This window comes from Streptomyces sp. CMB-StM0423 (assembly GCF_002847285.1).
GTDB lineage: Bacteria > Actinomycetota > Actinomycetes > Streptomycetales > Streptomycetaceae > Streptomyces.
This window is the reverse complement of the sequence record NZ_CP025407.1, coordinates 6,277,234-6,302,123: the sequence shown is the minus strand read 5'-3', so window position 1 is coordinate 6,302,123 and position 24,890 is coordinate 6,277,234. Positions and strand designations below refer to the sequence as shown.

The following is a 24,890-nucleotide window of genomic DNA, read 5'->3' as shown; positions in this document are numbered from 1 at the left end:
TGTTCTGCGCACCGCACAGAACAGCCACGCCGAGGCACAACGGGCTCTAGGGGACGCGATGCACCTTGTGCTGGGCGGCCTGCGCCCGGGGGCGTACGACCATGAGATCGACGTTCACGTGCGAGGGACGGGTCACCGCCCACGCCACCGCGTCCGCCACGTCCTCGGCGACCAGCGGGCCGGGGACTCCGGCGTAGACCGCGTCGGCCTTCGTGGTGTCGCCGCGGTAGCGGTTGAGTGAGAACTCGTCGGTCTGCACCATGCCGGGCGCGATCTCGATCACCCGCAGCGGCTGCCCGCACGACTCAAGCCGCAACGTCTCCGCGAGCACATGCGCCCCGTGCTTGGCCGCGCTGTACCCGCCCCCGCCTTCGTAGCAGGTGAAGGACGCCGTCGACGTCAGCACCACCACGGTGCCGTCACCGCTCGCCAGCAACTTCGGCAGCAGCGCCTGCGTCATCTTGAGCGCGCCCAGCACGTTGACCTCGTACATGCGCCCCCAGTCGCCTGGATCGGCCTCCGCCACCTCCTCCACCCCGTAGGCACCGCCGGCGACGTTCACCAGCACATCGCAGACCTCGACCTGCTCGGCGAACGCGGCGACAGCCTCCCGATCCGTCACATCCAGCGGATACGCACGCACCGTGCCGCCCTCGGCCCGGATCTCCTCGGCAACCGCCTTGAGTCGGTCGGCCCGACGCGCGGCAAGGACCACAGTGAAACCGGCTCGCGCCAACTCGCGTGCGGTGGCCGCACCGATACCGCTGCTCCCTCCGGTGACCACCGCGGTACGCGACTGCGGGGCGTGGACGGGTGATGCCATGAGTGCTTCCCCCAGCTCTTGATTAGACGGGTGTCTAATAATATGACCTTGGCATCGGGGGAAACTAGTGACAACATAGACGTATGTCGAAGCTTCAGGAGATGGTGGCCGCGCTTCCGGCCGAGCCGTGCTGCCCTGCCCTGACCGAGCGCGAGCTGACCGTCGAGGAAGCCGAACTCACCGCCGCGATGTTCAAGGCCCTCGGCGACCCGGTCAGACTCCGCCTTTTCTCCAAGGTGGCCTCCCACCCGGACAGCGAAGCCTGCGTGTGCGACATCGCCGACGTCGGCGTCTCCCAGCCCACCGTGTCCCACCACCTGAAGAAGCTCAAGGAAGCCGGCCTCCTGGCATCCGAACGCCGCGGAACGTGGGTCTACTACCGCGTCGAGCCCGCGGTCCTGGCAGCCATGGGCCGCCTCCTCACCCCCGCCCCCGCGAAGGCGGCCTGACCGAGGCGAAGCCCCGAGGGCCGCTCCACCTGCCCGCTCAGCATGGCGCCGTGCCCGTCCCGGAAGGTGTCTTGGCTGGTGGCGAGTTCTTGCCTGGCTGGGGGTCCGGGTTCTCCTTCGCCGGTAGCTAAGTGATGTGCCCTGGGGCTGTCTGCTCTGTCAGGGTGGGTGCATGTCCGTGGGGTTCAGTGGTGACGTCGCCGAGTACTACGCGCAATACCGCCGTGGGTATCCGTCCGAAGTTCTCGACGTCCTGCAGGCGGCCTTCGCGATGTCTGACGAGGATGCCGTTCTCGATCTCGGGTGCGGCACCGGCCAGTTGGCCGTTCCGCTCGCGTCCCGCGTCGGTTCGGTCATCGGCATGGATCCGGAGCCGGACATGCTCCGGCTCGCCAGGCGGACCGCGGCAAGACAAGGGCTGCGGAACGTGACGTGGGTGCTGGGTGCCGACTCCGATGTCCCCGCACTGGCCGGGCTGATGGGACGGCGGCCTCTGGGGATGGCCGTGATCGGACAGGCACTGCACTGGATGCGGCACGAGGAGCTGTTCCAGGCGTTGTTTCCGCTGTGCCGCCGGGGCGGGGGCATCGCGGTGGTGGCCAACGGCGCGCCCTTGTGGCTGCAGGACAGCGACTGGTCGCGCGTGCTGCGATCGTGTCTGGAGGACTACTTCGGCACCCGGCTGGAGGCCACGTGCGGGACCGGCGCGGACGACCGGCGCCGGTATGCGCAGGCGCTGGCGGACGCCGGGTTCGCCGACGTACGGGAAGACGTCCTGGACTACCGCGTCGAGCTGGCCTTCGATGAGGTCATCGGCTCGGTCTGCTCCGCGATCCCCGCCGACCGGCTTCCCGGCCCACAGGAGCGGCCGGCCTTCGCCGAACGGATCCGCCAGGCGCTGCCATCGGCCCCCTACCGTGAGGACGTCCGGGTAACCATGCTGATCGCGCGGTTGACGTGATCAGTGGTGTGTCGGGTTGGACGACAGCACCAGAGGTGCATGTCGCCGACGGGCTGAACTGCGGACCCACATCCGCTGTGGATCTTCATCGCCGGAAATCCTCGCGCCGCATATCCCGCGAGGCCGGAAGAACGGCGGTGGAGCGCTGCGATCTCTGACATGACGCCAGAGACGCTACGAGGGCCGCGACCCCACCCACGGTGGGGGTTGCGGCCCTCGTCGTCTTCGCCCTCGGCCTGCCCCGTTCCGCGCCGCCGCGTCAGCGGAGCGGCAGCCCGTGCAGGGCGTCGGTCACGGGGGCGGGATCGGCCGGGCCGAGGTGGCCGGCGTCCGGGAAGTCGTGGACCGTGAAGCGGTTATGCGGGGTGAGTGCGTCGGCCTCCGCGATCATGCGGTCCTGGAGCCCGGTGGCCACGGTCCTGTCCTTGCCGAACCGCAGATATGTGCGCGGAATCCGCCCCCACGTGTGCGCACGCCCCACCGCCCGGCCGGCGTACGCCGTCAGCGACTCGTCCGTCTGCATGCCCTCCAGCACCCGCAGGAACGCGGCGTCCGAGTAGTTCGCGCAGATCATCTCCCTGAACACCGCGAGGTCACGGGGGTTCGCGCTGCGCCAGTTCAGCCGCAGTGCGCCCAGCCTCTCCGGGTCGCCGATGACCTGTTCCACCGGGCTGACGGCCTCCTGCCCCTCGGGGGAGGTGGCGCAGGCGTCCAGGGACGGCATGGTGCGGCTCGGGCAGAAGGCGGCCATGTAGCAGATGTGGTCGAGGAGTTCGGGTACGGCGTTCCCCACGCGGCTCACCGACAGGCCGCCCATGCTGTGCCCGACCAGCACCACGGGCCCGCCGAGGCGCGCGGCCCGGCGTACGGCGTCGGTGACGCGCACCTCGAAGTCGTCCAGGCTCAGCGCGGCGACCGGCGAGGGCTCCGTCGCGAGAGCCGCCAGATCCTGCGTCTGGTACGCCTTCGGCACGAACCGCTCGGTGCCGTGCAGCGGCTGGTCCACGGCGACGACGCGGTGCCCGCGCAGCGCCAGTTCCCGCCCGATCTCCGTCCAGAACGCGCCGGCGCTGTGCGTGCCGTGGACGAGGACGTACGTGCGCACGCCCGGGTGCCGCCGCCGGGCACCGGCCGCCCGCGCGGTCCCCGTACCGACGCCTGCGGCGAGCACCGCGCCGCCCGCCGAGGCCGCGAGCCCCCGCAGGGCGAGCCGCCGCGAGGTACTCCGACGGCCGGACGTGTCCGTACCGCCTGCGGGACTGGCGCCGCGCTGTTGTCCGTTGTCAACCATGTCTTCCATGCCGACAACGCTAGGAACGGCCGGGACGCCCCACCATGGCCCTGCGCGCCCGGCCGACGGTGTACCTGACGACACCACCGCCGCCTGGCGCTGTTCCTCCGTCAGTCCGCGGTACGCCCCTGTCCGCTGCGGGTCGTCGATGTTTCGGGCGGAGGCGACGCCGCGGAGCCCGTGTCGGGGTGCTCACGCCTGATGGCGGCGTCGACCGCGGCGCCGATGCGGCTCAGTGTCGCCAGCTCTTGAGGCTCAAGCTCATCGATCAGGTATTCGCGGACCGCGGCGACGTGTCCCGGCGCCGCCGCCGCCACCACCTCGTAGCCGGCCTCGGTCAGCGTCGCGTTGGTGCGTCTCCCGGAACCGGGGATCCGGGTCCGTGTGAGCAGTCCGCGCTTCTCCAGCCGTCCGACGACATGCGACAGCCGCGACAGCGACGCAGCCGTGCGCGCGGCCAGGGCGCTCATCTGCAGCGTGCGAGCCTGCTGTTCGGAGAGGACCGAGAGCACCATGTACTCGAAGAAGGTCAGCCCCGCCTCGCGCTGCATCCGTGCGTCCAGCGCGGCCGCAGGCTGATCATGATCGCGGAGTTCGCCAGCCAAGAAGCGGAGCGTTACGTCATGTCAAGCAGCGTGATTCGCGTCGGCATCATCGGTGCAGACACCAAGGCGAGCTGGGCCGGGGCATCGCACATCCCCGCGCTGGCGGCACAGCCGGACTTCCACCTGGCGGGCGTGGCGACGCGGCACGAGGAGAGTGCCCGCGCCGCAGCCGAAGCGTTCGGCGCCGAGCGGTGGTTCGCCGATCCGTTCGAGCTCATCCGCGATCCGTCGGTCGACCTCGTCACCGTGGCCGTCAAGGTCCCGGCGCACCGCGAACTCGTCCTGGCGGCCCTCGCGGCGAACAGGGCCGTGTACGCGGAGTCTCCGCTGGGCGCGACCGTTGCGCAGACGGAAGAGATGGCTGACGCGGCCGGCTCGCTCCACACGGCGATCGGTCTGCAGGGCCGGCTCAATCCCTCGGTGCGCCGCGCGGCGGAGATCATCGCGCAGGGCCGGCTCGGGCGGCTGCTCTCGGCACGAGTCGCCGCGACGACGTTCGGCAACGGCCCGGAGTCGGTGAGCGCGTACGGGTACTTCGACAAGGCGGCGGCGGGAGCGAGCTTCCTGACCATCGCGGCGGGCCACGTTCTGGACGTCATCGAAACCGTTCTCGGTGACATCACCGAAGTCGACGCGCGGCACGGAACTCCTCTGGCCGCAGGTGAAGCTGGTGGACACCGGCGCGATCTCCGTCCGGGAAGTCCCGGACCACCTCGACGCCATCGTCAAGACCTCGTCGGGAGCGCCGGTCGGGGTGCAGATCCTGGCGGGCGTGCCCGCGTCCGACGCCCGCTTCAGCCTGGAAGTACGCGGGTCGGACGGCTGGCTGAAGCTGACCGGCGACCACCCCGCGGGCGTTCAGGTCGGCGACCTCGCACTCTCGTCGAGCGTGGACTTCACCGCACCCGACAGCCCCGTCGCCACCGGCACCGGCCCGACCGCCGCCGAGATCTGGAGGGGCGCCGCCATCAACGTGGGCGAGGTGTATGCCAGCCTGGCGCGCGACATCACGAACGGAACCCACCACACCCCGGGATTCGACCACGCCGTCCGCAACAGCCGCCTGATCGCCCGAGTCGAAGCAGCCTCACGCACCGGTCTCCGGCAGTGAACGCGTCACACCACGCCCTGCCCGTCACCTCGCACCACCGGCGGTGACGTACGGACAGCCGACGGCCGAACCCCGCCCGGTCAGGCCCGGTGTCCGCGATCGAGGTCGCGGCCACCGGGCCCGGCCTCTACCGGCGCTGCCGGAACGTGCTCAGGGGCGGGGGCCTGTGTAGCGGAGGATCCATAGGCCCTGGTTCTTGTCGGTGACGTAGACGTAGCCGCGGCGGTCCACCACCACGTCCTCCGTCTGCAGGACGAGTTCGCCTTCCGGCATCGGGCCGTATCGGCGGGTCGGTTCCGGGGGCATGAAGTGGCCGGTCTCGTGCGGGAGGCGGGGGTTGGAGACGTCGTAGATGCGGAGGCCCGCGTTGAAGTGGGCTACGTAGAGCAGGCCGTCGTGGCATTGGACGTCGGGGTGGTGCTGGTGGTGGTTGATGTTGTGCGGGCCGCTCCAGCCGCCGCGGGTGGAGAAGTCGGGGTAGTCGGCCCCCCGCGGGGGCGTCGGCACCGGTAGCAGGGAGAGCAGGAAGGGCTCCCTCGGGTCGGAGATGTCGACTAGCGAGGCATGGTGCGCCGGGCCCGTGCCGTACGAGACATCCTCGGAGTTGGCGAAGGCGATCTTCCGGCCGGGGACCGGCAGGACGCCGTGTACGCCGAAGCGGCTGTGGAACGGCGGGCTGAACGGCAGGCGCCCCACCTGCCGGGGCCGCGCCGGGGCCGCGATGTCGAGCACCACCAGGCCCGCGCCGCCGTACGGCAGGTACACCAGGTTCCCCACCGGATACGGCGGTCCGTGCAGGGATACGTCGTGGCCGGCCGAGCAGCAGAAGCCGGCCGGGGCAGCCTGTTCTTCACCCCCGCCCGGCCCGGCGCCCGCCGGGGTCCGTTCGTCGTGCCGCTGGCCCGGTACCCACCAGCGGCCGGCCTCCCGGGGGCGGGAGCGGTCGGAGATGTCGAGGATGACGTAGATGTTGCCGCTGAAGCCCGGTGCGCCGGCGGCCAGATGGACGTAGCGGCCACCCGGGTAGAGGTTGCGGTGCGTGCCGGTGCCGCCGGTGCGGTGGTGGCCCAGCCGGCGCGGGCGTACGGGATCGGCGATGTCCCAGATCAGCACGCCCTCCTCGAAGGGCGCCGCCGGGTCGCCGCCGAAGTTGGGGAAGACCTGCTCCAGTGCCGTGACCATGGTGTCGCCGTGCAGGTCGACCTGGAGGGTCCAGGTGTTCTCCGGCCCCGGTACGTACGCGACGACCTCCGGCCGCGCCGGGTCGGTCACGTCCACGACGCTCCAGCCGGAGTCCCAGAAGTGCCCGGTGTAGAGGTACCACCGGCCGCGCTTCTGCCGTACGGCCATCTTGAACGCCGGCCGGTGGTCCAAGTCGCTGTACCCGACCGCCTCGACGTTGCGTGCCCGGCCGGCGGTCCCCGCACCCCCGGCGGCCGCCGCCGTCCCCGGCGCCGCGACGCCCGCCGCCGCGCCCGCGAGTGACGCCCGCAGCGCCCCCCGCCGCGATATCCCCTGCCTGTCCGCCATCGGCCCCTCCGCATCCTCGGTGACGTGGTGTGCACCAGCGTCCGGGCCGGAACCGGGCGGGGTCCAATACCCGTTTCACGGGCTCTGAGACAGAACGGATATGACACGTGGTCGACCTCAGACAGATGCGGTACTTCATCGCCGTCGCCGAGGAGTTGCACTTCGGCCGCGCCGCCGCCCGGCTGCACATGGCGCAGCCGCCGCTCAGCCGGCAGATCCGTCTGCTGGAGGGGGCCGTAGGCGCCCGGCTGCTGGACCGCAGCCGCCGCAGCGTCGCGCTGACCGCCGCCGGGCGGGTGTTCCTGGCGGAGGCGCGGGCGACCGTCCGGCAGGCGGACCGCGCGGTCGAGCTGACCCTGCGGGCCGCCCGCGGTGAGACGGGGCAACTGGCCGTGGCGTTCATCGACGCGGCCATCTACAGCGTGATCCCGCCCGTGGTGCGCCGGTTCTCGCAGGTCCGCCCCGGTGTCGAGTTGAGCGTGACGGAGCTGCGCATCCCCGACCAGATCCGCGAGGTGGCGGAGGGCCGGCTGCACGCGGGGTTCGTACACCCGCCGGTGTCCGATCCGCGGCTGGCGGTGGAGACCGTGTTCACGGAGGAGCTGGCGGTCGCGCTGCCCGCGGGGCACCCGCTGGCCGCGCGGGCCCGGGTCGACCTCGCCGAGCTGGCGGGGACGCCGCTCCTCCAGTTCCCTCGGGCGATCAACCCGCCGCTCTTCGACGACATCGTCGCCCTCTGCCGGGCCGCCGGTTACACCCCGCCCTCCCTGCGCGAAGCCTCGCCGAAGCAGACCGTCATCGGCCTGGTGGCCGCCGGACTCGGGGCGTCCCTGCTGCCCGCCTCGCTGGAGAACCTGCGCCGCGACGGCGTCGTCTACCGGCCCCTCGCCGGACCGGGCCTGACCGTCGATACCTCGGTGATCTGGCGGCGTACGGACCGTGATCCCGTGCTCCACGCCTTCCTGCGCGTCGTACGGGACGTGTGCCGCGCCGAGGACGCCGGGCCGGCGGAACCCGTCCCCGCCCCGGAGCGCTGACCTCCTCACCCGGTCGCAGACCGACACGGCCGGCCCGGCGCGGAGATTCCGCGCCGGGCCGGCGTGTGTGCGTCCCCTCGGGGGGTGGGGGACGTCGGTGGCCGGCCCGTCCCCGCCGGTCGGGCCGGCCGGGGACGGGGGTCAGCCGGTCAACTGGGCGTGGATGATGCCCGCGTACGCCTCCTCGCCCCGGGCGTTGGGGTGCAGCGGTGCGGCCGGGGCGGTGGGGACGTAGCCCTCGACCCACTTCTTGTCCGGCGACTGGCAGGAGTCGTGGCCGCGGCTCGGGGTGAAGACGTCGACGTACTCGGCACCGTGGGCCGCCGCGCGGTCGGCGATGACGCGGTTCATGTGGTTGACGCTGCCCTGGAGCCAGTCGGCGTCGGGGGCGAGCACCGGCTGGTACGGCCAGCAGCCGCCCGGCTTGATGTAGTCGCCGTAGCCGGTGACCAGGACACGGGCCTGCGGGGCGCGGGCGTGGATGCCGTCGAGTACGGCGCTCAGCTTGGGGCCCATGGCCTCGATGCGCTGGGCGACGGTGTCGACGCCGCCCTCCATGAAGCCGTCCTTGCACAGGTCGCCGAGCGGGTTGAGCTGCATGCAGTCCTGCGCGACGCCGACGAGCCCGGCGTCGTTGCCGCCGATCGTCAGCGTGACCAGGGTGGTGTCCGCACTCAGCGCGTCGAACTGCGGCGGCGCCTCGCCCATGTCGACGTCGAGCAGGGAGAGCGACTGCGGCTGCGTCATGTGGTCGGTCTTGGCGCCGCTGCACGTGACGTCGCGCAGTTCGGCGACGTCGAGCCGGTCGGCAAGTTCGTGCGCGTAGTTCTCGGTGGAGCGCCCGCAGGCGAGCGGTCCGGTGGGCAGCGGGATGAGCGGGCCCGAGGCCATCGAGTCGCCGAGGGCGACGTAGACCTCGCCGGCGGCTTCTGCGCCGGCGGCGGAGTCCGCGGCGGCGGGGGCGGCCGTGCCGGCGACGACGAGGCCGGTCGCCGCGGCGGCGCCCAGCGCGCCTTGGAGGAGTTTCGGCACCACGTTCATCGGCGGCTCCCGGCAGTGTGGGTGGGTGGGGCGGAAAGTTGTGTCGTGCACATGATGCAGACGGGCCGGGCTGCGCTTAACTGGTCAGTAACGCAGACTTCTCCGGGAGCCGTTGTGACGCGTGACAACACACCGCTGTGTATCGGCGGCAGCCCGGTCGACGCGCGGCTGCGGGCCCGGGTGCCCGCACTCACCCACCGCGTCGTCGACCGGCTGCTGACCGAACTGCCCGTGTACGCCACCCTGCCGCCCGAGGAGGTCGCGGGCGACATCGCCGACATCGTGCAGCGCAGCCTGCGGCTCTTCGCCGACGTGCTGCAGCGCCGCGGCCCGGCGCGGGACGACGAGCTGGTACGGCAGCGGGAGTCGGCCGCGCAGCGCGCCGAGGAGGGCGTGCCGCTGGACGCCATCCTCAGCGCGTACCAGATCGGCACGGCGATGGGCTGGGAGGAGATCTCGGCGGCGGCCCGGCCCGCGGACTTCGCGGACGCGCAGGAGGTGCTGCGGCATCTCTTCGTGCTCCAGCGGCAGTTGGTGGCGGCGGTCAGCGCCGCGTATCTGGAGGCCAGGCAGGTGCTCGATGTCCAGGAGCACGCGCCGCGGCACGCGCTGCTGGCCGCGCTGCTCGCCGGGGAGCCGCTGGAGGGCATCGCCCGCCGCACGGGGCTGCGGCCGGCGCCGCGGTACGTCGCGATGACGCTGTACGTCGCCGCGCACCCCGACGAGCACTCCCCCGGGCCGCGGTCCCGCATCGCGGCGCGGCGCAAGATCCGCCGGCTGCAGACGGCGCTCAACGGCTTCGCCGGCGAACCGGCGCTCACCGCGCTCGACGCGGGCGGCGGCACCGCGCTGCTGCCGGTGGCGGACGAGCCGCCGTGGGCGGCGCTGTGCGGGCTGATCGACCGTACGGAGACGGCGGTCGGGGCGCCGGTGACGGCGGCGGCCGCCGGGGCGGCGCCGGACGGGCTGCCGGCGGCGGTGGCGCAGACGGCGGACATCGTGGAGCTGGTACGGCGTACGGACCGGCCGCCGGGCCTGTACCGGCTGGCAGACGTGCTGCTCGACTACCAGCTCAGCCGCCCGAGCGAGGCGCTGACCGGGCTCGCGGAACTGCTGCAACCGCTGGCCGGCCGCCCTGAGTTGCTGCACACCCTGGAGACGTACCTGGCCCGCGACCTCGACCGCCGCGGCACGGCCGCCGCGCTGCACGTGCACCCCAACACGGTCGACTACCGCATCCGCCGCATCGCCCTCCTCACGGGCCTGACCCCCACCACCCCGGCGGACGCCCGCCGCCTGAGCGCGGCGCTGGTGGCCCGCCGCACGTTACGGGCCTGACGGCCCGGTGGCGGGGGAAGCCCGGGGCCCGGTGGCCCTGGGGGCAATCTGTGGCGGCACGCGGCACGCGGCACGCGGCACGCGGCTGCATCGGCCGGGGCTTTAACCCCCGCCCCCTCATGCTGCGTTGTGCGCCGTCACCAGCCACGCCGGGGCCCGGAGCAGGACTCCCTCCGGGGTCAGGTACGGGGTCAGGGCCTCGCGCACGGACTCGGTCGCCTTCGCCTTCGTCGTCCCGTCGAGGTCCGCCATCGCCCCCTGCACATGCGGCCGGTTGAGGACGAAGTCCACTGCCTCCTCGACGCCCGCCCCCAGGTCCATCGGCTCGTTCTCCGCCTCCAGTCGTACGTCGACGAAGCCCGCCCCGCCCAGCACCTCCCGTACCCGGTCGGGGTCGGCCAGCGAGTTCGGGCCCGGCTCGTTCACGCGGCTGGACGCCGGCACCGTCACGTACGGGCGGAGGGCCGCGCGCGGCACGGCCGAGTACTCGCTCTCCTCCGGTGCCCGCCAGCACACGAACGCCAGCCGCCCCGCCGGCCGCAGCGCGCGCCGTACGTTGGCGAACGCCGCCAGCGGGTCCGCGAAGAACATCACGCCGTGCCGGCTGATCGCCACGTCGTACGCACCCCCGTCGAAGTCGTGCACCTGCGCGTCCGCCTGCTCGAAGCGCACGTTCCCGACGCCCTCCTCGGCCGCCCGGGCGCGCGCCTGCGCGAGCATCGCCGCCGACAGGTCGACGCCCAGCGCCGAGCCCTCGGCGGCGAGCGCCGCGGCCACCCGGGTCGTCTGGCCGCAGCCGCAGCCGATGTCGAGGACCCGGTCGTCCGGGTGCACGTCCGCGCCCGCGAACAGCCGCTCGCTGTAGCGCAGCATCGCCGCGTTGTACTTCTCCTCGTACGCGACCCAGTGGTCGCCGTTGGCCCCGTTCCAGTCCAGGGTCCGCGTGCTCTCCGCCACGTCCGCCGTCTCCCGCCGTTTCGCCGTTCCGCCCGTGCTGCCCGCTTCCGACGGTCACCGTACGCCCGTACGGAGCCCGCCGAGGCCGTCACCTCACACGGAACACCGGCCCCCGCGCGACGAACGGCAGCGACGCCCCCGCCGGGATCAGATAGGCGTGCTCCCTGCGCACCCGCAGCACGTCGCACATGCCGTCGGTGATCACCAGCACGGGTGCCGCGGGCGGGAAGTCGTCCGCCCGTTCCAGCAGGTCGAGCCCCGGCTGGAGCACGGTCCCGCCGCGCCCCTTGACCCGCACCCGGCCGGCGATCTCCGTCGGCGGCAGATAGCCCGCGTCGTACGGCGTGGCGTCGCAGAACACGACGCGCGCCCCGGGCACGTCACGCGCCTCCGCGTACGACGCGATGGCCCCCAGCGCCTTGCCGAGCAGCGTGCGGCTCATGGAGCCGGAGGTGTCGAGGACGACGCCGAAGGTGCAGCGGGCGACTTCCTCGGGCGGGAAGTAGCGGCCCGCGCGCGGGATGTCGGGGGTGGCGGCCTGCCGGCGGGCGGGGCGCGCGAAGGTGCGCACCGGCTCGGCCCGGGGCACGAACTCGTCGAACCAGCGGGCCAGCAGCGCGTCCCACGGCAGCGGCGGCTGCGCGAGCGCGCGGATCTCCTCGATCAGCCCGGCCGGCAGCAGCCCGCGGCCCCGGTCGCGCTCGTGCAGGTCGAGGCCGCGCTGCAGCCCGCGGCGGTAGAACTCGTCGAGGTCGACGTAGGCGGCCGAGGGATCCCGCGGCACCAGCGGCTCGCCGAGTACGTCGCCGAGACCCCGGCCGCGCGGCGTCACGAGCCGGCGGCGCTGGATCCTGAGGTCGGCGGCGAGGCGGTCGTAGACCTCCTCGGTGGACAGACCCGCGAGCCGCGGGTCGTGCAGCAGCCCGGACGGCATCTCGCCGACGCGCATCTCCAGCAGCCAGCCGTTGACGACGAAGTCGGCGGCGATGTTGAAGAGATACGGATCCCGCGCCCCCCGGCGCTCGCCGTGGCGCAGCGCGGCGTGCAGCATCTCGTGGCCGAGGATGAAGCGCCACTCCTCGTCGGAGTGGTCCTTCAGCGGGTTGATGTAGATCTCGCCCGCGGCGGCGTCGACGGCGGCGACGGAGATGTCGTGCGCGCGGGCGAGTTCGGCGTCGGCGACGACGGTCATGCCCGCGGCGACCCCGCCGAGCAGCGGGTAGGAGGAGACGAACCACTCCAGCGCCCGCTCCCACGGCCGCCGCGGCGCCCGCACGCCGGTGAGCGAGTCGCGCCGGCCGCCGGCGACCTCCATCGCGGCGGACACCGTACGGGCGAGGGCGTGCGCGAAGTCCTGCTGCCAGTCCGGCGGCGTGGTGCCGGGCCAGCCCGCCCACGGCAGCAGCAGCACGTCGGGCTCGTCGCCGGCGGCGCCGCAGCGCTCGTACTCCGGCGGGATGCCGTCGCGCCGCCAGCGGGCGGCGAGTTCCTCCTCGCCGCCGCCGGGGTAGTGCGCGGGCAGGTCGGCGGGCGGGCGGCCGGTGCCGAAGGAGACGAGGAAGCGGTTGACGACGGTGCAGCGGGCGGCCTGCTCGTACCGGTCGGGCTGAGTGCGCTCGCCGCGGGCGGCGGGGGCGTGGCCGAAGCCGAGGTGCAGCAGGCAGTGGGCCAGCGCCCAGGTCCACTCGGCGGGCTCGGCGCGGCGGGTGGGGTGGGCGTGGACGGTGCCGTCGGAGTCGACGCGGGCGAGGCCGTGGGCGGGGCCGGTCCCGGCGCCCCAGACGACCGTGCCCGGGACGGCTCCCGCGCCCGCCCCGCCTGCCGTGCCCGGCGCGCCCGTCGTGCCCGGCGCGCCCGTCGTGCCCTTACGGACGACCTGCGCGCCCAGGGCGCGCAGGGCCGGGTTCTGCATGGCCTTCGCGAGCCCGGCGGAGAAGGCGCGGGTGGCCGGGTCGTCGCGCTGCTGCGCCTTGGCCTTGCCGCGCCGGCCCGCCGCCCGGTTCGTCCGGCTCATCTGCGGGCTTCCACCAGGCGCGGCATGTCCCGGGCCGCCTCGACGAGGAACCACGCGGGCAGCACCGGCTGCCCGTCCGCGTCCTCGGCGATGACGGTCTGCGCCACCTCCACCGATATCTCGGCCAGTTGGACGAGGAGCGACTTCGCCCGGTACGCGGTCTCGCGCACGGCCGGCGAGGCGTGCTCCTTGCTCGCGGGCAGCTCCTTGACGAGCCGGCCGCGGAACGCCTCGGCGAGGTAGTAGAGCAGGTCGCGGTCCTCGGTGCGGCGGGGCCAGGAGGCGTCGCCCTTGAGGATGGCCTCGACGCCGTACCGGTGCCGGACGATCTTGACGTACCCGCAGAAGGAGACGGCGTGCGCGGGCGTGAGGGTCCCGTGCGCGACGGTCTTGAGGGTGGCGTCGTCGAGGGCCGGGCCGAAGGAGTGCAGCGCGTCGGAGAGCATGTGCCACGAGCGCGGGGTGGAGAACGGCTCCTCGGTCTTCGGCGGCTTGGCCCACAGGTGGTCGGGGCGGTCGGTCAGGTAGTCGGTCACCCAGGGGTGGATGCCGTGCTCGCCGGCCCAGACGAGCCAGTCGGTCGCGGACGCCTCCAGGTGCACGTGGGCGAGGCGGTTGACGAGGGCGGAGGCCATGGGGCGGGCGAGCGCGTTGTCGGTCGCGCGGTTGCCGGCGCCGATGACGATGCTGCCCTCGGGCAGCTCGTAGTTGCCGATGCGGCGGTCGAGGATGAGGGAGTAGAACGCCTTCTGCACGTCGGGGGTGGCGGCGTTCAGCTCGTCGAGGAAGAGGCAGTACGCCTCGTCGCGGGCGATGGCCTCCGGCGGGCAGAAGACGCTGCGCCCGTCGCGGATCTGCGGCACGCCGATGAGGTCCTCGGGGGCGAGCTGGGTGCCGATGAGGCTGACGCAGTCGAGGCCGAGGGAGGCGGCGAACTTCCGTACCAGCGACGACTTTCCGATGCCGGGGGCGCCCCAGAGGAAGACCGGGCGCACGGTGGCGAGCCCGAGCAGCAGCTCCGGGATCCGGGCGGGGGTGACGGTGACGGCTGCCTGCACGCGGCGGGCTCCTGATTCTGGTCGGGTGCGGCGCGCGCAGGGTGTGTGCGCCGTGTCGGAACTCCAGTGTGGGCGGTGGAGGGGACGCGGCGCAGCCGATTTTCCGGTGGCCGGGGACGCGGGGCCGGGGACGCGTGTGCGCGGGCGCGGGGCGAACGGCCTGCAGGCTGGCTCGCCTACGGGCCGTGCCCCGCGCCCGATACGCGGTCGGGGCCGGGTCAGCGCGAAGTCAGCGCGGAACCAGCCGGAGTCGGCGCGGAGTCAGGACGGGTCGGTGCACGGTCAGATGAGCGGGAGCAGGCTGCGCACCAGCCGGCAGGTCGTCAGCGAGGGCGGGTGGACGCCGATGCGCTCGGCGGTGTGGCGTATCACCTCGTTGCGGGCGCGCTGCGGGGTGTAGACCCCGGTATCGAGCAGGGCGATGGCGATGCGCATGGCCTTCAGCATGCGGTTGTGCGCGACATACCACTCACGCGGCATACCTGCCGGAAGCGGCTTCTTGGGCAGGGGTGTCGGGGCGTACGCCACTGGCATGGGCGACCTCCTCGGCCTCGTCTTGGCCCGTCTTCACTCCCTCTATTCTACCGCCTCCGACTGACAAACTCCCCTGGTCAAAGGTCATTTCGGGATACCAGTTCGAATGCACAGAGGTGCACTGGGGCCCCGTTCGGCACCGGCCGCCGCCGTGCGGCATGCTGGCACCGATGACCACCACAGAACCCCCTCTCCCCGCCGTCACCGCCCCCCGCACCCGTACCGTCGCCGAACTGGACGGGCGGCTGTGCGAGTGCCGCGCCTGCCCGCGGCTCGTCGCCTGGCGGGAGGAGGTCGCGGCGACCAAGCGCAAGGCGTTCGCCGACTGGGACTACTGGGGCCGCCCCGTGCCCGGCTTCGGCCCCGCGGACGCCGCGATGCTGATCATCGGCCTCGCGCCGGCCGCCCACGGCGCCAACCGCACCGGGCGGATGTTCACCGGCGACCGCTCCGGCGACGTCCTGTACGCCGCCCTGCACGCCACCGGCCTCGCCAGCCAGCCCACCGCCACCCACCGCGGCGACGGCCTGACCCTGCGCGGCGTCCGCATCACGGCCCCCGTCCACTGCGCCCCGCCCGAGAACAAGCCGACGCCCACCGAGCGCGACACCTGCCGCCCCTGGCTGGTCCGCGAGATCGAGCTGCTGCGGCCGACGCTGCGCTCGGCGGTGGTGCTCGGGTCGTTCGGCTGGCAGGCGGCGCTGCCGGCGCTGGCGACGGCGGGCTGGGAAGTGCCGCGGCCGCGGCCGGTGTTCGGCCACGGGGCGCACACGACGCTACGGCGGCCGGACGGAGGCGCGCCGCTGGAGCTGTACGGGTGCTACCACGTCAGCCAGCAGAACACCTTCACCGGGCGGCTGACGCCGGCGATGCTGCGGGAGGTGCTGGCGGCGGCGGGGGCGGCGGCGGGGCTGTAGCCGGGGGCGGGTCGTAGGCAGGCACCGCGCGCCGTGCGGTGTCAGTGGGGGCTCCCATACTGGGCGCATGACACCTGACCAGCTTCGCGCCGCCTGCCTGGAGCCGAACGGGGCCGTCGAGGAGTGGCCCTTCGACCGGCATCAGGCGATCTCCGTCTTCAAGGTCGGCGGCAAGATGTTCGCGCTCAGCGAGCTGGCCGCCGCGCCGCTGTCGGTGAGCCTGAAGTGCGAGCCGGACCTGGCGGTACAACTCCGCGCCACGCACCCGGAGATCGTCGGCGGGTACCACCTGAACAAGCGCCACTGGAACACCGTCCGCCTCGACGGCGCCGTGCCCGAGGAGCTGGTGCTGGAGATGATCGAGGACTCGTACGACCTGGTGGTGGCCAAACTCCCCCGCGCCCACCGCCTCACCCTGGACTGGCCGGGCGAACGCCACCGCCCGCCCCCGGGCGTGTAGCCGGGGGCGGGCCTGGCGGCAGCGGGCGGCCCGGCTACCGGGCGATCACCTCGCCGAAGCCCGGGAAGTCGCCGCCGAACCCGGCGCGGGCGGCGGTGACGTTGAAGGAACCGGTCGTCGTGATGCCGCCGGCCGTGCCCCGGGCGTGCCAGACGAAGCCCCCGGCGGGCTTCCACGGAGCGCCCACGGTCAGGTCGGCCCTGCCGTCGCGGTTGCGGTCGCCGAGCGCGACCGCGGCGCCGAACCCGTCGTCCTTCGCGGCAGCCCCCGGCACCCCCGCGGTGTTCCGGTGGAGCAGCCGGGCCCCGGCGCCGGTCAGCCCGTCCGCGGTGCCCCGCAGCAGCGTGACGGTCCCGGCGAACGACTCCCCGGCGAAGTCCTCGCCGGGTGTGCCGACGGCCACCTCGGCGCGGCCGTCGGCATCCGTGTCCGCGACGCCGACCGACGCGCCGAACCGGTCGTCCGGCTCGCCGCCGCCCGGGACGCCCGCGGTGCCCTGGTGGATCCGCTGCGGCCGCTGCGTTTCGTCGATGCCGTCCGGGCCGCCGTACCAGACCTCGACCGTGCCGCCGACGGGCCACGGCCGCCCGCTGTTCCGCGTCTCGTCCGGGTATCCCGTCACCAGATCGCCGTAGCCGTCGCCGTCGACGTCCCCGACCTCGCCGGTCAGGCCGCCCGCGCCGGTGAGGAGGGTGCGGGTGTAGCCGGCGCCGGTCCAGTCGTCGACGTAGACGGTGCCGCCGGGGCGGCCGTCGATCAGACCGACGAACACGATGCGCTCGGCCTGCGGGTCGGCGTCCACGTTCCCGTAGGCGCCGCCGCGGGTGGTGCCGAACAGGGGGTCGCGCTGCTGGCTCTGCGGCCGTCCTTCGCGGGTGAAGGGGCCCCGGAGGTGGAAGGCCGCGCAGCGGGCGGCCACGCTCACCTCGGGCGCGCCGTCGCCGTCGAAGTCGCCGGCGTACAGGCCCTCGGCGAGGGCGCAGCCGGTGTCCGGGAGGTTCGCCACCTTCACCGCGGCGGCGCCGCTCAGCCCCCGGGGCCCGCCCCAGAGCAGGGTCAGGGTGCCGCGGTCGACGTCCCCGCTCACGTTCTCGCGCGACGCGCCGACGAGCAGGTCGGCATAGCCGTCGCGGTCGAAGTCGTCGACGGCCACGGTCTCGCCGAAGTAGTCGTCCTCCTCCGGCGAGCCGGGGACGCCGGCGGTGCCCTGGTGGTACACCGCGTGCCGGCTCCCGTCCGGGCCCGCCGCGGAGCCGTAGAGCACGGCCACGGCCCCGGCGTAGGACTTGCCGGACACGGTGGCCGCGGGGTTTCCGATCACCACGTCGCGGTAGCCGTCGCCGTCGAAGTCGCCCTTGAGCCCGCTCGGGGCCGCCGCGGCGGGTGGCGCGGCCACCGCCGTCAGGCCGCCGCCGGCAAGGGCGACGGAGGTGGCGAGCGCCACGAGGGCGCGGCGGCGGGGCTGATGGGTCACCTGGGGCCTCCCGGTCGGTGGCGGACGGTGTCCGCGGGTGTGAGGAAGACCTGTGTGGCGGGGTGAAGGTTGTACGGCTGTACGGCAGTTGGGGCGCGCGCGGGCGTGCCCGGCTACGGGCGGGGAGAGCGGGCCTGCCAGCGGCCCGCGTGGTGGTGGACCTCGATGGGACGGCCGAAGCAGTGCGTCAGGTGCGCGCCCCTGAGCACCTCCGCCGCCCGGCCCGCCGCCGCCACGCGGCCGTCGCGCAGCAGCAGCGCGTGGCTCGTCGTGGGCGGCAGCTCCTCCAGGTGGTGGGTGACCATGACGGTGGCCAGCCCGTGGCGGGTCTCGGCCAGGCGTTGCAGGGCGTCGACCAGATCCTCGCGGGAGGGCAGGTCGAGCGCGTTGAACGGCTCGTCGAGCAGCAGCAGCCCCGGGTCCGCCATCAGCGCGCGGGCGATGAGCAGCCGGGCGCGCTGGCCGCCGGAGCAGACGCCGTACGGGCGGTCGGCCAGCTCCTTGCAGTCCAGCTCCGCCAGCAGTTCGTACGCGCGCTCGCGGACGGCCGCGTCGTACGTGCGCCACAGCGGCTGCACGGTGCCGCTGTGGCCGGTGAGGACCACGGTGTGCCCGGGGGCGTCCTGCGGCACCTTCTGCGCCGCCGAGACCAGGCCGATCACGGCGCGCAGCTCCCGCATGTCGACCCGCCCGATGCGGTGGCCGAGGACGTCCACGGTGCCGGTCGTCGGGTGCGTCAGTGCGCCGAGCAGCCGCAGCACGTGGTCTTGCCCGCGCCGTTGGGGCCGAGCAGCGCCCAGTGGTCCCCGGCCCGTACGGTCCAGTCGACGTCGTCGAGGATGACCTGCCCGGTGGTGTGGCGGCGGACGCCGACGGCATCGAGCGCGGCGACGACGCGCGGGGCGCCGCCGTGGTCGTGATCAGCCATGCGGGCCAGCATCGCAGCCGCCGGACCCGCGGCGCGTCCCCTTTTGCCCGGTGCCGCGGCGGTACGTCGCCGGGTGTCCGGCGGTCCGCGCCGCGGGTGCGGAGGTACGGGGCCGCCCGTAGCGTGTGCTCCATGGGAGCGAAATACCACATATCCCCCGCCGGCCGCCGACGTTCCGCGTCCCGCCGCGCCGCCCTCGTCGTCGCGGTCCTGCCGGTCGCCGGTGCCCTCGCGCTGACCGCCGCGAGTCCGGCCGGCGCCCCCGCGAAGCGACCCGCCGCCGACGGCGACGGGTCGCTCGGTTCGTACTACGACCAGTCCGTGGACTGGACCGACTGCGGCCGCAAGGTCGCGGAGGCGGCGAAGGAGACCGGCCGCAAGCCCCCCGGCTACCTCAAACGGCTCCAGTGCAGCCGCGTGCGGGTCCCCCGCGACTACGCGGCCACCGACCGCGGCAACCTGCACCTCGCCGTCGCCCGCCTGCCCGCGACCGGCGCCAAGAGCGACCGGATCGGCTCCCTCGTGCTCAACTTCGGCGGCCCCGGCGAGTCGGGCGTCGAGGGCCTCGGCGGCCTCGGCGCGAAGTTCACGAAGCTCAACGAGCGCTACGACATCGTCGCCCCCGACCCGCGCGGCGTCGGCGACAGCACCCCTCCCGTACAGTGCGCGAGCCCGTCCGCGCGGCAGGCCAAGAGCCTGGACCGCTCCCCCGACGACCGCGCGGAGATCGACAAGCTCGCCTCGTTCCGCGAACTCCAGGGCAAGCTGTGCGAGGAGGACTCCGGGAAGCTCCTGCCATGGGTCGGCACCGCCGACTCCGCCCGCGACCTCGACGTGCTGCGGGGGGTGCTGGGCGAGGACAAGCTCACGTACTTGGGCTTCTCCTACGGCACCAAGCTGGGCGCGAACTACCTGCACCTCTTCCCGCGCAGGACGGGCCGGGTCGTCCTCGACGGCGTCGAGAACCCGATGAAGAACAGCGAGCAGACCTACCTCGCCAACGCGCACGCCTTCCAGCGCGCGCTGGACGACTTCACGAAGGACTGCACGAAGCGCGGGGCGTCGGAGTGCCCGCTGGGCGACGACACGGCGAAGGCGAAGAAGGAGACGCGGCAGTTGTTCAGCCTGCTCGACAAGCGGGAGATCGACACCGCGGCGGGGGAGCTGGACCAGTCGACGTTCGTCGACGCGCTGAAGAACGCAATGTACTCGGAGAAGCTGTGGCCGGACCTGCGGCACGCACTGAGCGCGCTCGGGGACGGCAACGGGGCGCCGATGGTCCGGCTTGCGGGCGGGAGCGGCGGCGCGGCGGCGCGGGGTGCGGGGGTGCCGGGTGCGGGGCTCCTCGCGACTGCCGCCGAGGGCAACGCGGACGCCGCCTTCACCGCCGTCACCTGCCGTGACACGAGCGACCGCTACACCGCGGCGGACGTCGAGCAGGCCAAGGGCGAGTTCACCAAGGCGTCCCCGGTCTTCGGCACGTTCATGGCCGGCCAGATGCTGACCTGCACGGGCTGGCCCGTACCGGGTGACAACGAATCACGCCAGGTACGCGCCACGAAGGCCCCCGCCGCGCTGCTGGTCGCCACCACCGGCGACCCCGCGACCCCGTACCGGGGCGGGGCGGACATGGCGAAGGAACTCGACAACGACTCCGTGGTGCTGACCTTCGAGAGCGTCGGGCACACCGGCTACATCACCGGGGACTCGTGCGTCGACGGGAACGTCAACGACTTCCTGCTCGACGGCAAGCGCCCGAAGAAGGGCACGCGCTGCGACTGACGGCCGCCGCCCCGGGGGGCAAGGCCGGGGCTCGGTGTGCTCAGCGTGTCTCGGAGTTGAGGCGCCGTACGGCACCGACGGCGTCGCCGAGGGTCATGTGGTTCACGGCGATGATGGTGGGCATCCGGCCGCGCAGCAGGGCGCACGTCCTGGCGCGGTGGACGATGGCGTCGGCGTCGTTGACGGCGGCGGCCTCGGCGCGGGGAGCGCCCATGCCGTGGGTGACGAAGTGGTTGAGGAGGAAGAGCCGCTTGCGGGGGTCGTTGCCGCCGCGGTGGGGCGCGCAGCTCATGTCGCCGGGTTCGCGGGCGCGGTACGGGGTCTCGACGGCGTACTCGTAGAAGTTGCGGTACCAGGGCGCGGGCCCGTCGGCCTCCTCGGCGAAGACCACGAGCCGCCGCCCGGAGTCGGCCATCTCGCCGAGCGTCGGCCAGGGCGCGGCGGGATCGGGGTCGGGGCGGTGCAGATACGGCCCGAGGCCGGCGGCGCGGAAGGCACGGGCGGTGTCGCGGGGGGTGATGGCGTCCTGGAGGATCAGGGTCACCACGTCCCGGGGGTGCTCCTCCAGCCAGTCGCGCAGCTCGCGCAGTTGCGCGGTGAGGGGCGTGGCGCCCATCCGGCACGGGCCGTGGCAGAGCCAGGTGCCGGGTCGCGGGCGGACGACGGAGTCGACGGCCCGTACGAGGGTCGCCCGGGCGGCGGCATCGAGCCCCCCGGTGCCGGCGGGCGGCACGAGCCGCTCGGCGGTCTCCCAGTAGTGGGTGTCGAGGAGGAGCGCGCGGGCACCGCGGTCGAGCTGCCCGGTGAGGGAGACGTCCTGGTGCGCGCCGAGGAACCCGTCGGGCACGGTGGCCATGGCGTTGTGCGCCCCGACCTGCACGACCTGGTCGTACGGCCGCCCGCAGAGGGCGACGTCACCGTTGCAGGCAAGCGAATCCCCGGCCGGTACCCCGACGAGCATCCACACCTGGGCAAGCGCAACGAACCCGGCGACCCCAAGCCCGAGCTGCCGCGCCCAGCGGGGACGGGGGGTGGCGGGCGAGGAGGCGCGGAGGGCCGGGGGCGAGGCGGGGGCGGAGGGCGGCGGGGTGGCGTCGGCGGGGAGGGGCGCGGGGGTAGCGGCGCTTCGCGGGCGGCGGAACCAACGAGGGCCAGTAGGCGCGGGCGGGGCGGAGCCGGAGAGCGGCGCGGAGGTGGCGGGGCTGCCCGGGCGGCGGGAGCGGGTGGGAGCGGGCGAAGTGGGGGCGGAGGGCGGAGGGGTGGCGGCGGCGCTGGGGTGGTGGGGCGTCCCTGGTGCGGCGGTGGCGGTACGGCTCGGTGGGGGCGGTGTCGTGGAGTGTTGCGAGTCGGTGGTCGTCTCGGAGTCGGCTCCGGTTGGCACGGGGGTGTCGGGGGCGCGGTGCGGGTTCGCCCGTACGGCCCCGAAGGCGGGCGCAGTCGCAGCCGCCGTAGGGCCCGCGGTGCGGGTGAGGGTGCGGTAGAGGGTTTTGCGGGCCGTCTCGGAGGTGGTGAGGGCCGTGGCGGTGAGGGTCAGGGCGAGCAGGGCCCCGGCCCAGGCCAGGGCCGCCTCGCGGTAGAGGCCCGCCACCACGTCCGCGAGCAGCGCCGCCACACTCGGCGGCAGGCCGTCCGGCACCAGCCCCGCGGACGCCGGCAGCGCCGCCCACACCGCCGCCCCCGCGGCGGCGGTCAGCACCGCGGCGCCCGCGCACGCCGCCGCCGCGGTACGCGCCCGGAAGCGCCCGCCGCGGGCCGCCGCGCGCAGCGCCAGCACCCCGGCACCGGCCGCCCCGGCGGCCACCCCCGCGACGGCCCACCACGACGCGGACGCGGCCAGCACGGTCCGTACCACCGCCCCCCGCTCAGGACCCCACCCCGGCAGTTTCGACGACGCCGCGGACGCCGGATCCGTACCGCCCCCGGCCCGGTCCTCCACCACCAACGGCACCCGCTGCTCCCCCACCGCCGGGACTCCCCCACCCGTACCGACGACCGCTCCCCGCCCGTCCCCCGCGGCACTGCCCGACGCCACGAGCGGCGGACGCCCCACGGCGACGTACGGCCCACGCCCCTCCGTCCCCGGCCCCACCGAAGCCTCAGAACCCGGCGCCCCGACCAACGGCGGGCGCAGCTCCGCCCCCTGCCCACCCACTGTCAACGGCCCGCGCGGCTCCCTTCCGCCCGCCGCCGCCTCGCCGCCCGCCGCACCACTTCCCCGCCCCACCGTCCACAAGCCCGGCCGCCCCACCTCATCGCCCCGACCCACCAACGGAGGGCGCACCTCCCCCACCGAACTCCGATCCGCGGCTCCTGCACCGGCCGTCGGCGTGTGGGGTTCCGCTTCCGCTCCCGGCAGGACCTCGTCCAGCGCCGTCATGATGCGGCGTGCCGTGCTCGGCGGCCACGTGTCGTGGACGAACGTCGCCACCGCTTCCCGCAGCGCCGACGTCGGGGTCGGCGACTGGTCTCCGGGGGTGACGTACTCGCGGAGGCGGGTGATGAGGTGGGTGAGGCCGCGGGCCGCGGCCGGGTCCGCGTCCTCGCGCAGCGCGCGCAGTTGGTCGCTGCCCGCTTCCGTCGCGCTCTCCGTGACCGGCCCGCGCCAGTCGTTGCCTGCCGCCGCCCTGCCGGTGCCGGTCAGCGCCGCGACCAGGGCCCGCGCCTGCCGGTCCGCCGCCTGCTCCAGCGCCGGGCGCGGGACCAGCAGCGGCAGGTTGTCGACCACCGCGTCGCTCCGCAGCGGGATGCCCAGCGCGCCCGTCCGCAGCGCCCGGCGGACGGCGGGGTCCGGCAGCACTTCGTCGTAGACGCGCTGGTAGCCGTCGGCCTCGCGCACCGCGCCCGTGTAGTACGCCGGGTCGGCCACCGTGTACCGGCACAGCAGCAGCACCGTCAGCGCGCTCAGCAGGGCGGCGGCGACCGCCGTCCAGACCCGCCGCGCCCCTGACATGCATTCAGCCTCGGCATCTCCCCGGCCCCAGGCCAGCGCGACGCGGCCGATAGGGCGAGCGAAAAAGCCGGTTGCACCAACCCGCGGAGCGGCACGGGTGGTGTCCGGTCACGTTCCCGTAGGACCCGCAAACCCCGCGGCCCCGGCAGCCCCCGGACTTCAGTGCCGCCGTCGCCGTCCGCGGTACCCGGACCCCCGCCGCGCACCGAGCGGCCGGCGCCAGCGGGGACCCCGGCAGTGCGAACCCCGCCACGGCCACGCGCTCCGAGCGCAGCGGCTGCGCCCCCCGCGCCGGCCGCCGTGCCCCGGTCCGCACACCCTGAACGCCGAGAACCCGGCCCCGTACGACCCCGAGGCCCGGGCTCAGTCCAGGCCCGCCTTCTCCAGGGCCGCGCAGCACGTGTCCACCATCAGCCGCGTCACCACGTACGGGTCCACGTTCGCGTTCGGCCGCCGGTCCTCGATGTACCCCTTGCCGTCCTTCTCCACCTGCCACGGGATCCGCACCGACGCCCCGCGGTCCGACACCCCGTACGAGTACTCGTCCCACGGCGCCGTCTCGTGCGCCCCCGTCAGCCGGGTCTCCACGCCCGCACCGTACGCGCGCACGTGCGTCAGCGGCTTGTCGCCCTCGCCCAGCGCCTCGCAGGCGGCGACGATCGCCTCGTAGTCCTCGCGCATCCGCCGGGTGGAGAAGTTGGTGTGCGCGCCCGCGCCGTTCCAGTCGCCCTTCGCGGGCTTGGGGTCGAGGGTGGCGGAGACGCCGAAGTCCTCGGCCGTGCGGTAGAGGAGCCAGCGCGCGACCCAGAGCTGGTCCGCAACCTCCAGCGGGCCGAGCGGGCCGACCTGGAACTCCCACTGGCCCGGCATGACCTCGGCGTTGATGCCGGACAGGCCGAGGCCCGCCTTGAGGCAGTTGCCGAGGTGGGCCTCGACGACCTCGCGGCCGAAGATCTCGTCGGCGCCGACGCCGCAGTAGTAGCCGCCCTGCGGGGCCGGGAAGCCGTTCTCGGGGAAGCCGAGGGGGCGGGAGCCGCGGAAGAAGGTGTACTCCTGCTCGATGCCGAGGACCGGCTCCTGGCCGGCGAAGCGCTCGGCGACCTCACGCAGCTCGGCGCGGGTGTTGGAGGCGTGCGGGCTGAGGTCGGTGTCGAGGACCTCGCAGAGTACGAGCACGTCGGCGCCGCCGCGCAGCGGGTCGGGGCAGGTGAAGACGGGCTTGAGGACGCAGTCGGAGGAGCTGCCCTCGGCCTGGTTGGTGCTGGAGCCGTCGAAGCCCCAGAGGGGCGGCTCGGCGCCGGTCTCGACGATCTTGGTCTTCGAGCGCAGCTTGGCGGTGGGCAGGGTGCCGTCGATCCAGATGTACTCGGCCTTGTAGCTCACGGTCGCCGTCCTTCGTTCGTACAGGTGCGGTGCGGTGCAGGGCGGCGCGCAGCACGCGCGCCCGCCGCGGGCAGCGTCGCAAGCCGCGGTTTCCCGTCCGTTGCCCGGATGTAAACCCGGTGTGTCCCTTCGTCCCGTACGGCGTGGTGGTGCTAGCTACACCCCGGCCCGGGGGTACGGACCCGTGCCCCCGTCCGGGCCGCGCGGCAGACTGTGACATGCGGCCGGAGAAGCGGGCCGCGCGAGC

The 24,890-nt window shown here is 74.1% G+C and carries 20 protein-coding genes and 2 pseudogenes; 9 read left to right on the top strand and 13 right to left on the bottom strand.

Going from position 1 to position 24,890, the window contains the following annotated elements; all coding sequences use genetic code 11:
- Positions 1-46 precede the first annotated feature (46 nt).
- Entirely contained in the window at positions 47-823 is a 777-nt protein-coding gene (locus tag CXR04_RS27405; protein ID WP_101424906.1) for an SDR family oxidoreductase, read from the bottom strand.
- Between the two features lie 83 nt (positions 824-906).
- Here CXR04_RS27405 and CXR04_RS27400 point away from each other — a divergent pair, with 83 nt between their 5' ends.
- Both CXR04_RS27400 and CXR04_RS27395 read left to right on the top strand, forming a co-directional pair.
- Positions 907-1,272 (top strand): ArsR/SmtB family transcription factor, encoded by a 366-nt coding sequence (locus tag CXR04_RS27400; RefSeq protein WP_101424905.1) that lies wholly within the window; start codon positions 907-909, stop codon positions 1,270-1,272.
- Positions 1,273-1,444: 172 nt separating this feature from the next.
- The gene (locus CXR04_RS27395) at positions 1,445-2,233 is read left to right on the top strand and encodes a class I SAM-dependent methyltransferase (RefSeq protein WP_101424904.1); all 789 of its coding nucleotides are present in this window, start codon (positions 1,445-1,447) and stop codon (positions 2,231-2,233) included.
- 259 nt (positions 2,234-2,492) lie between these two features.
- Here CXR04_RS27395 and CXR04_RS27390 read toward each other — a convergent pair whose 3' ends face one another.
- A complete protein-coding gene (locus tag CXR04_RS27390) occupies positions 2,493-3,533 on the bottom strand; it encodes an alpha/beta hydrolase (RefSeq protein ID WP_234380529.1) in 1,041 nt (346 codons plus the stop codon).
- A gap of 101 nt (positions 3,534-3,634) precedes the next feature.
- A complete protein-coding gene (locus CXR04_RS27385; RefSeq protein WP_234380528.1) occupies positions 3,635-4,129 on the bottom strand; it encodes a MarR family winged helix-turn-helix transcriptional regulator in 495 nt (164 codons plus the stop codon).
- On the opposite strand from CXR04_RS27385, the pseudogene CXR04_RS36950 reads away from it, so the two are divergent.
- Together CXR04_RS36950 and CXR04_RS36165 are read left to right on the top strand one after the other, a co-directional pair.
- Positions 4,106-4,720 (top strand): annotated as a pseudogene (locus CXR04_RS36950) (Gfo/Idh/MocA family protein); the annotation flags it as partial. The gene CXR04_RS27385 and the pseudogene CXR04_RS36950 sit on opposite strands and share 24 nt — an antisense overlap.
- A gap of 22 nt (positions 4,721-4,742) precedes the next feature.
- A complete protein-coding gene (locus tag CXR04_RS36165; RefSeq protein ID WP_234380859.1) occupies positions 4,743-5,240 on the top strand; it encodes a hypothetical protein in 498 nt (165 codons plus the stop codon).
- Positions 5,241-5,390: 150 nt separating this feature from the next.
- On the opposite strand, the gene CXR04_RS27375 is transcribed toward CXR04_RS36165, so the two are convergent.
- A complete protein-coding gene (locus CXR04_RS27375; RefSeq protein WP_101424902.1) occupies positions 5,391-6,770 on the bottom strand; it encodes an LVIVD repeat-containing protein in 1,380 nt (459 codons plus the stop codon).
- A gap of 107 nt (positions 6,771-6,877) precedes the next feature.
- On the opposite strand from CXR04_RS27375, the gene CXR04_RS27370 reads away from it, so the two are divergent.
- Positions 6,878-7,807 carry a LysR family transcriptional regulator gene (locus tag CXR04_RS27370; protein ID WP_101424901.1) on the top strand — a complete coding sequence of 310 codons (930 nt, stop codon included), beginning with the start codon at positions 6,878-6,880 and terminating at the stop codon, positions 7,805-7,807.
- A 141-nt stretch (positions 7,808-7,948) separates the two neighbouring features.
- On the opposite strand, the gene CXR04_RS27365 is transcribed toward CXR04_RS27370, so the two are convergent.
- A complete protein-coding gene (locus tag CXR04_RS27365) occupies positions 7,949-8,848 on the bottom strand; it encodes an SGNH/GDSL hydrolase family protein (RefSeq protein ID WP_101424900.1) in 900 nt (299 codons plus the stop codon).
- Positions 8,849-8,962: 114 nt separating this feature from the next.
- On the opposite strand from CXR04_RS27365, the gene CXR04_RS27360 reads away from it, so the two are divergent.
- Positions 8,963-10,186 (top strand): helix-turn-helix domain-containing protein, encoded by a 1,224-nt coding sequence (locus tag CXR04_RS27360; RefSeq protein ID WP_101424899.1) that lies wholly within the window; start codon positions 8,963-8,965, stop codon positions 10,184-10,186.
- A gap of 117 nt (positions 10,187-10,303) precedes the next feature.
- On the opposite strand, the gene CXR04_RS27355 is transcribed toward CXR04_RS27360, so the two are convergent.
- The 4 genes from CXR04_RS27355 to CXR04_RS27340 all read right to left on the bottom strand — a co-directional run bounded on the left by CXR04_RS27355 (position 10,304) and on the right by CXR04_RS27340 (position 14,749).
- Positions 10,304-11,143, bottom strand: a complete 840-nt coding sequence (locus tag CXR04_RS27355) for a class I SAM-dependent methyltransferase (protein ID WP_101424898.1) — start codon at positions 11,141-11,143, stop codon at positions 10,304-10,306.
- A gap of 88 nt (positions 11,144-11,231) precedes the next feature.
- Positions 11,232-13,157, bottom strand: a complete 1,926-nt coding sequence (locus CXR04_RS27350; protein ID WP_101424897.1) for a vWA domain-containing protein — start codon at positions 13,155-13,157, stop codon at positions 11,232-11,234.
- Positions 13,154-14,215: an ATP-binding protein gene (locus CXR04_RS27345; RefSeq protein ID WP_101424896.1), complete on the bottom strand. Its 1,062-nt coding sequence runs from the start codon at positions 14,213-14,215 to the stop codon at positions 13,154-13,156. Before CXR04_RS27345 ends, CXR04_RS27350 begins: the two co-directional genes overlap by 4 nt.
- Positions 14,216-14,497: 282 nt before the next feature.
- Entirely contained in the window at positions 14,498-14,749 is a 252-nt protein-coding gene (locus tag CXR04_RS27340; RefSeq protein ID WP_047015375.1) for a hypothetical protein, read from the bottom strand.
- A 170-nt stretch (positions 14,750-14,919) separates the two neighbouring features.
- On the opposite strand from CXR04_RS27340, the gene CXR04_RS27335 reads away from it, so the two are divergent.
- Entirely contained in the window at positions 14,920-15,666 is a 747-nt protein-coding gene (locus tag CXR04_RS27335; protein ID WP_101426635.1) for a uracil-DNA glycosylase, read from the top strand.
- A 67-nt stretch (positions 15,667-15,733) separates the two neighbouring features.
- Positions 15,734-16,126 (top strand): MmcQ/YjbR family DNA-binding protein, encoded by a 393-nt coding sequence (locus tag CXR04_RS27330; RefSeq protein ID WP_101424895.1) that lies wholly within the window; start codon positions 15,734-15,736, stop codon positions 16,124-16,126.
- Positions 16,127-16,160: 34 nt separating this feature from the next.
- Here CXR04_RS27330 and CXR04_RS27325 read toward each other — a convergent pair whose 3' ends face one another.
- The gene (locus CXR04_RS27325; RefSeq protein WP_159072402.1) at positions 16,161-17,600 is read right to left on the bottom strand and encodes an FG-GAP-like repeat-containing protein; all 1,440 of its coding nucleotides are present in this window, start codon (positions 17,598-17,600) and stop codon (positions 16,161-16,163) included.
- A 113-nt stretch (positions 17,601-17,713) separates the two neighbouring features.
- Positions 17,714-18,540 (bottom strand): annotated as a pseudogene (locus tag CXR04_RS27320) (ABC transporter ATP-binding protein).
- A 120-nt stretch (positions 18,541-18,660) separates the two neighbouring features.
- Here CXR04_RS27320 and CXR04_RS27315 point away from each other — a divergent pair.
- Positions 18,661-20,310, top strand: a complete 1,650-nt coding sequence (locus CXR04_RS27315) for an alpha/beta hydrolase (RefSeq protein WP_101424893.1) — start codon at positions 18,661-18,663, stop codon at positions 20,308-20,310.
- A 40-nt stretch (positions 20,311-20,350) separates the two neighbouring features.
- Here the strand turns inward: CXR04_RS27315 and CXR04_RS27310 are convergent, their stop codons facing one another.
- Positions 20,351-23,260, bottom strand: coding sequence for a hypothetical protein (locus CXR04_RS27310; protein WP_101424892.1), 2,910 nt, complete (start codon positions 23,258-23,260; stop codon positions 20,351-20,353).
- A 363-nt stretch (positions 23,261-23,623) separates the two neighbouring features.
- Entirely contained in the window at positions 23,624-24,643 is a 1,020-nt protein-coding gene (glnII, locus tag CXR04_RS27305; RefSeq protein ID WP_101424891.1) for a glutamine synthetase, read from the bottom strand.
- Between the last annotated feature and the right edge of the window lie 247 nt (positions 24,644-24,890).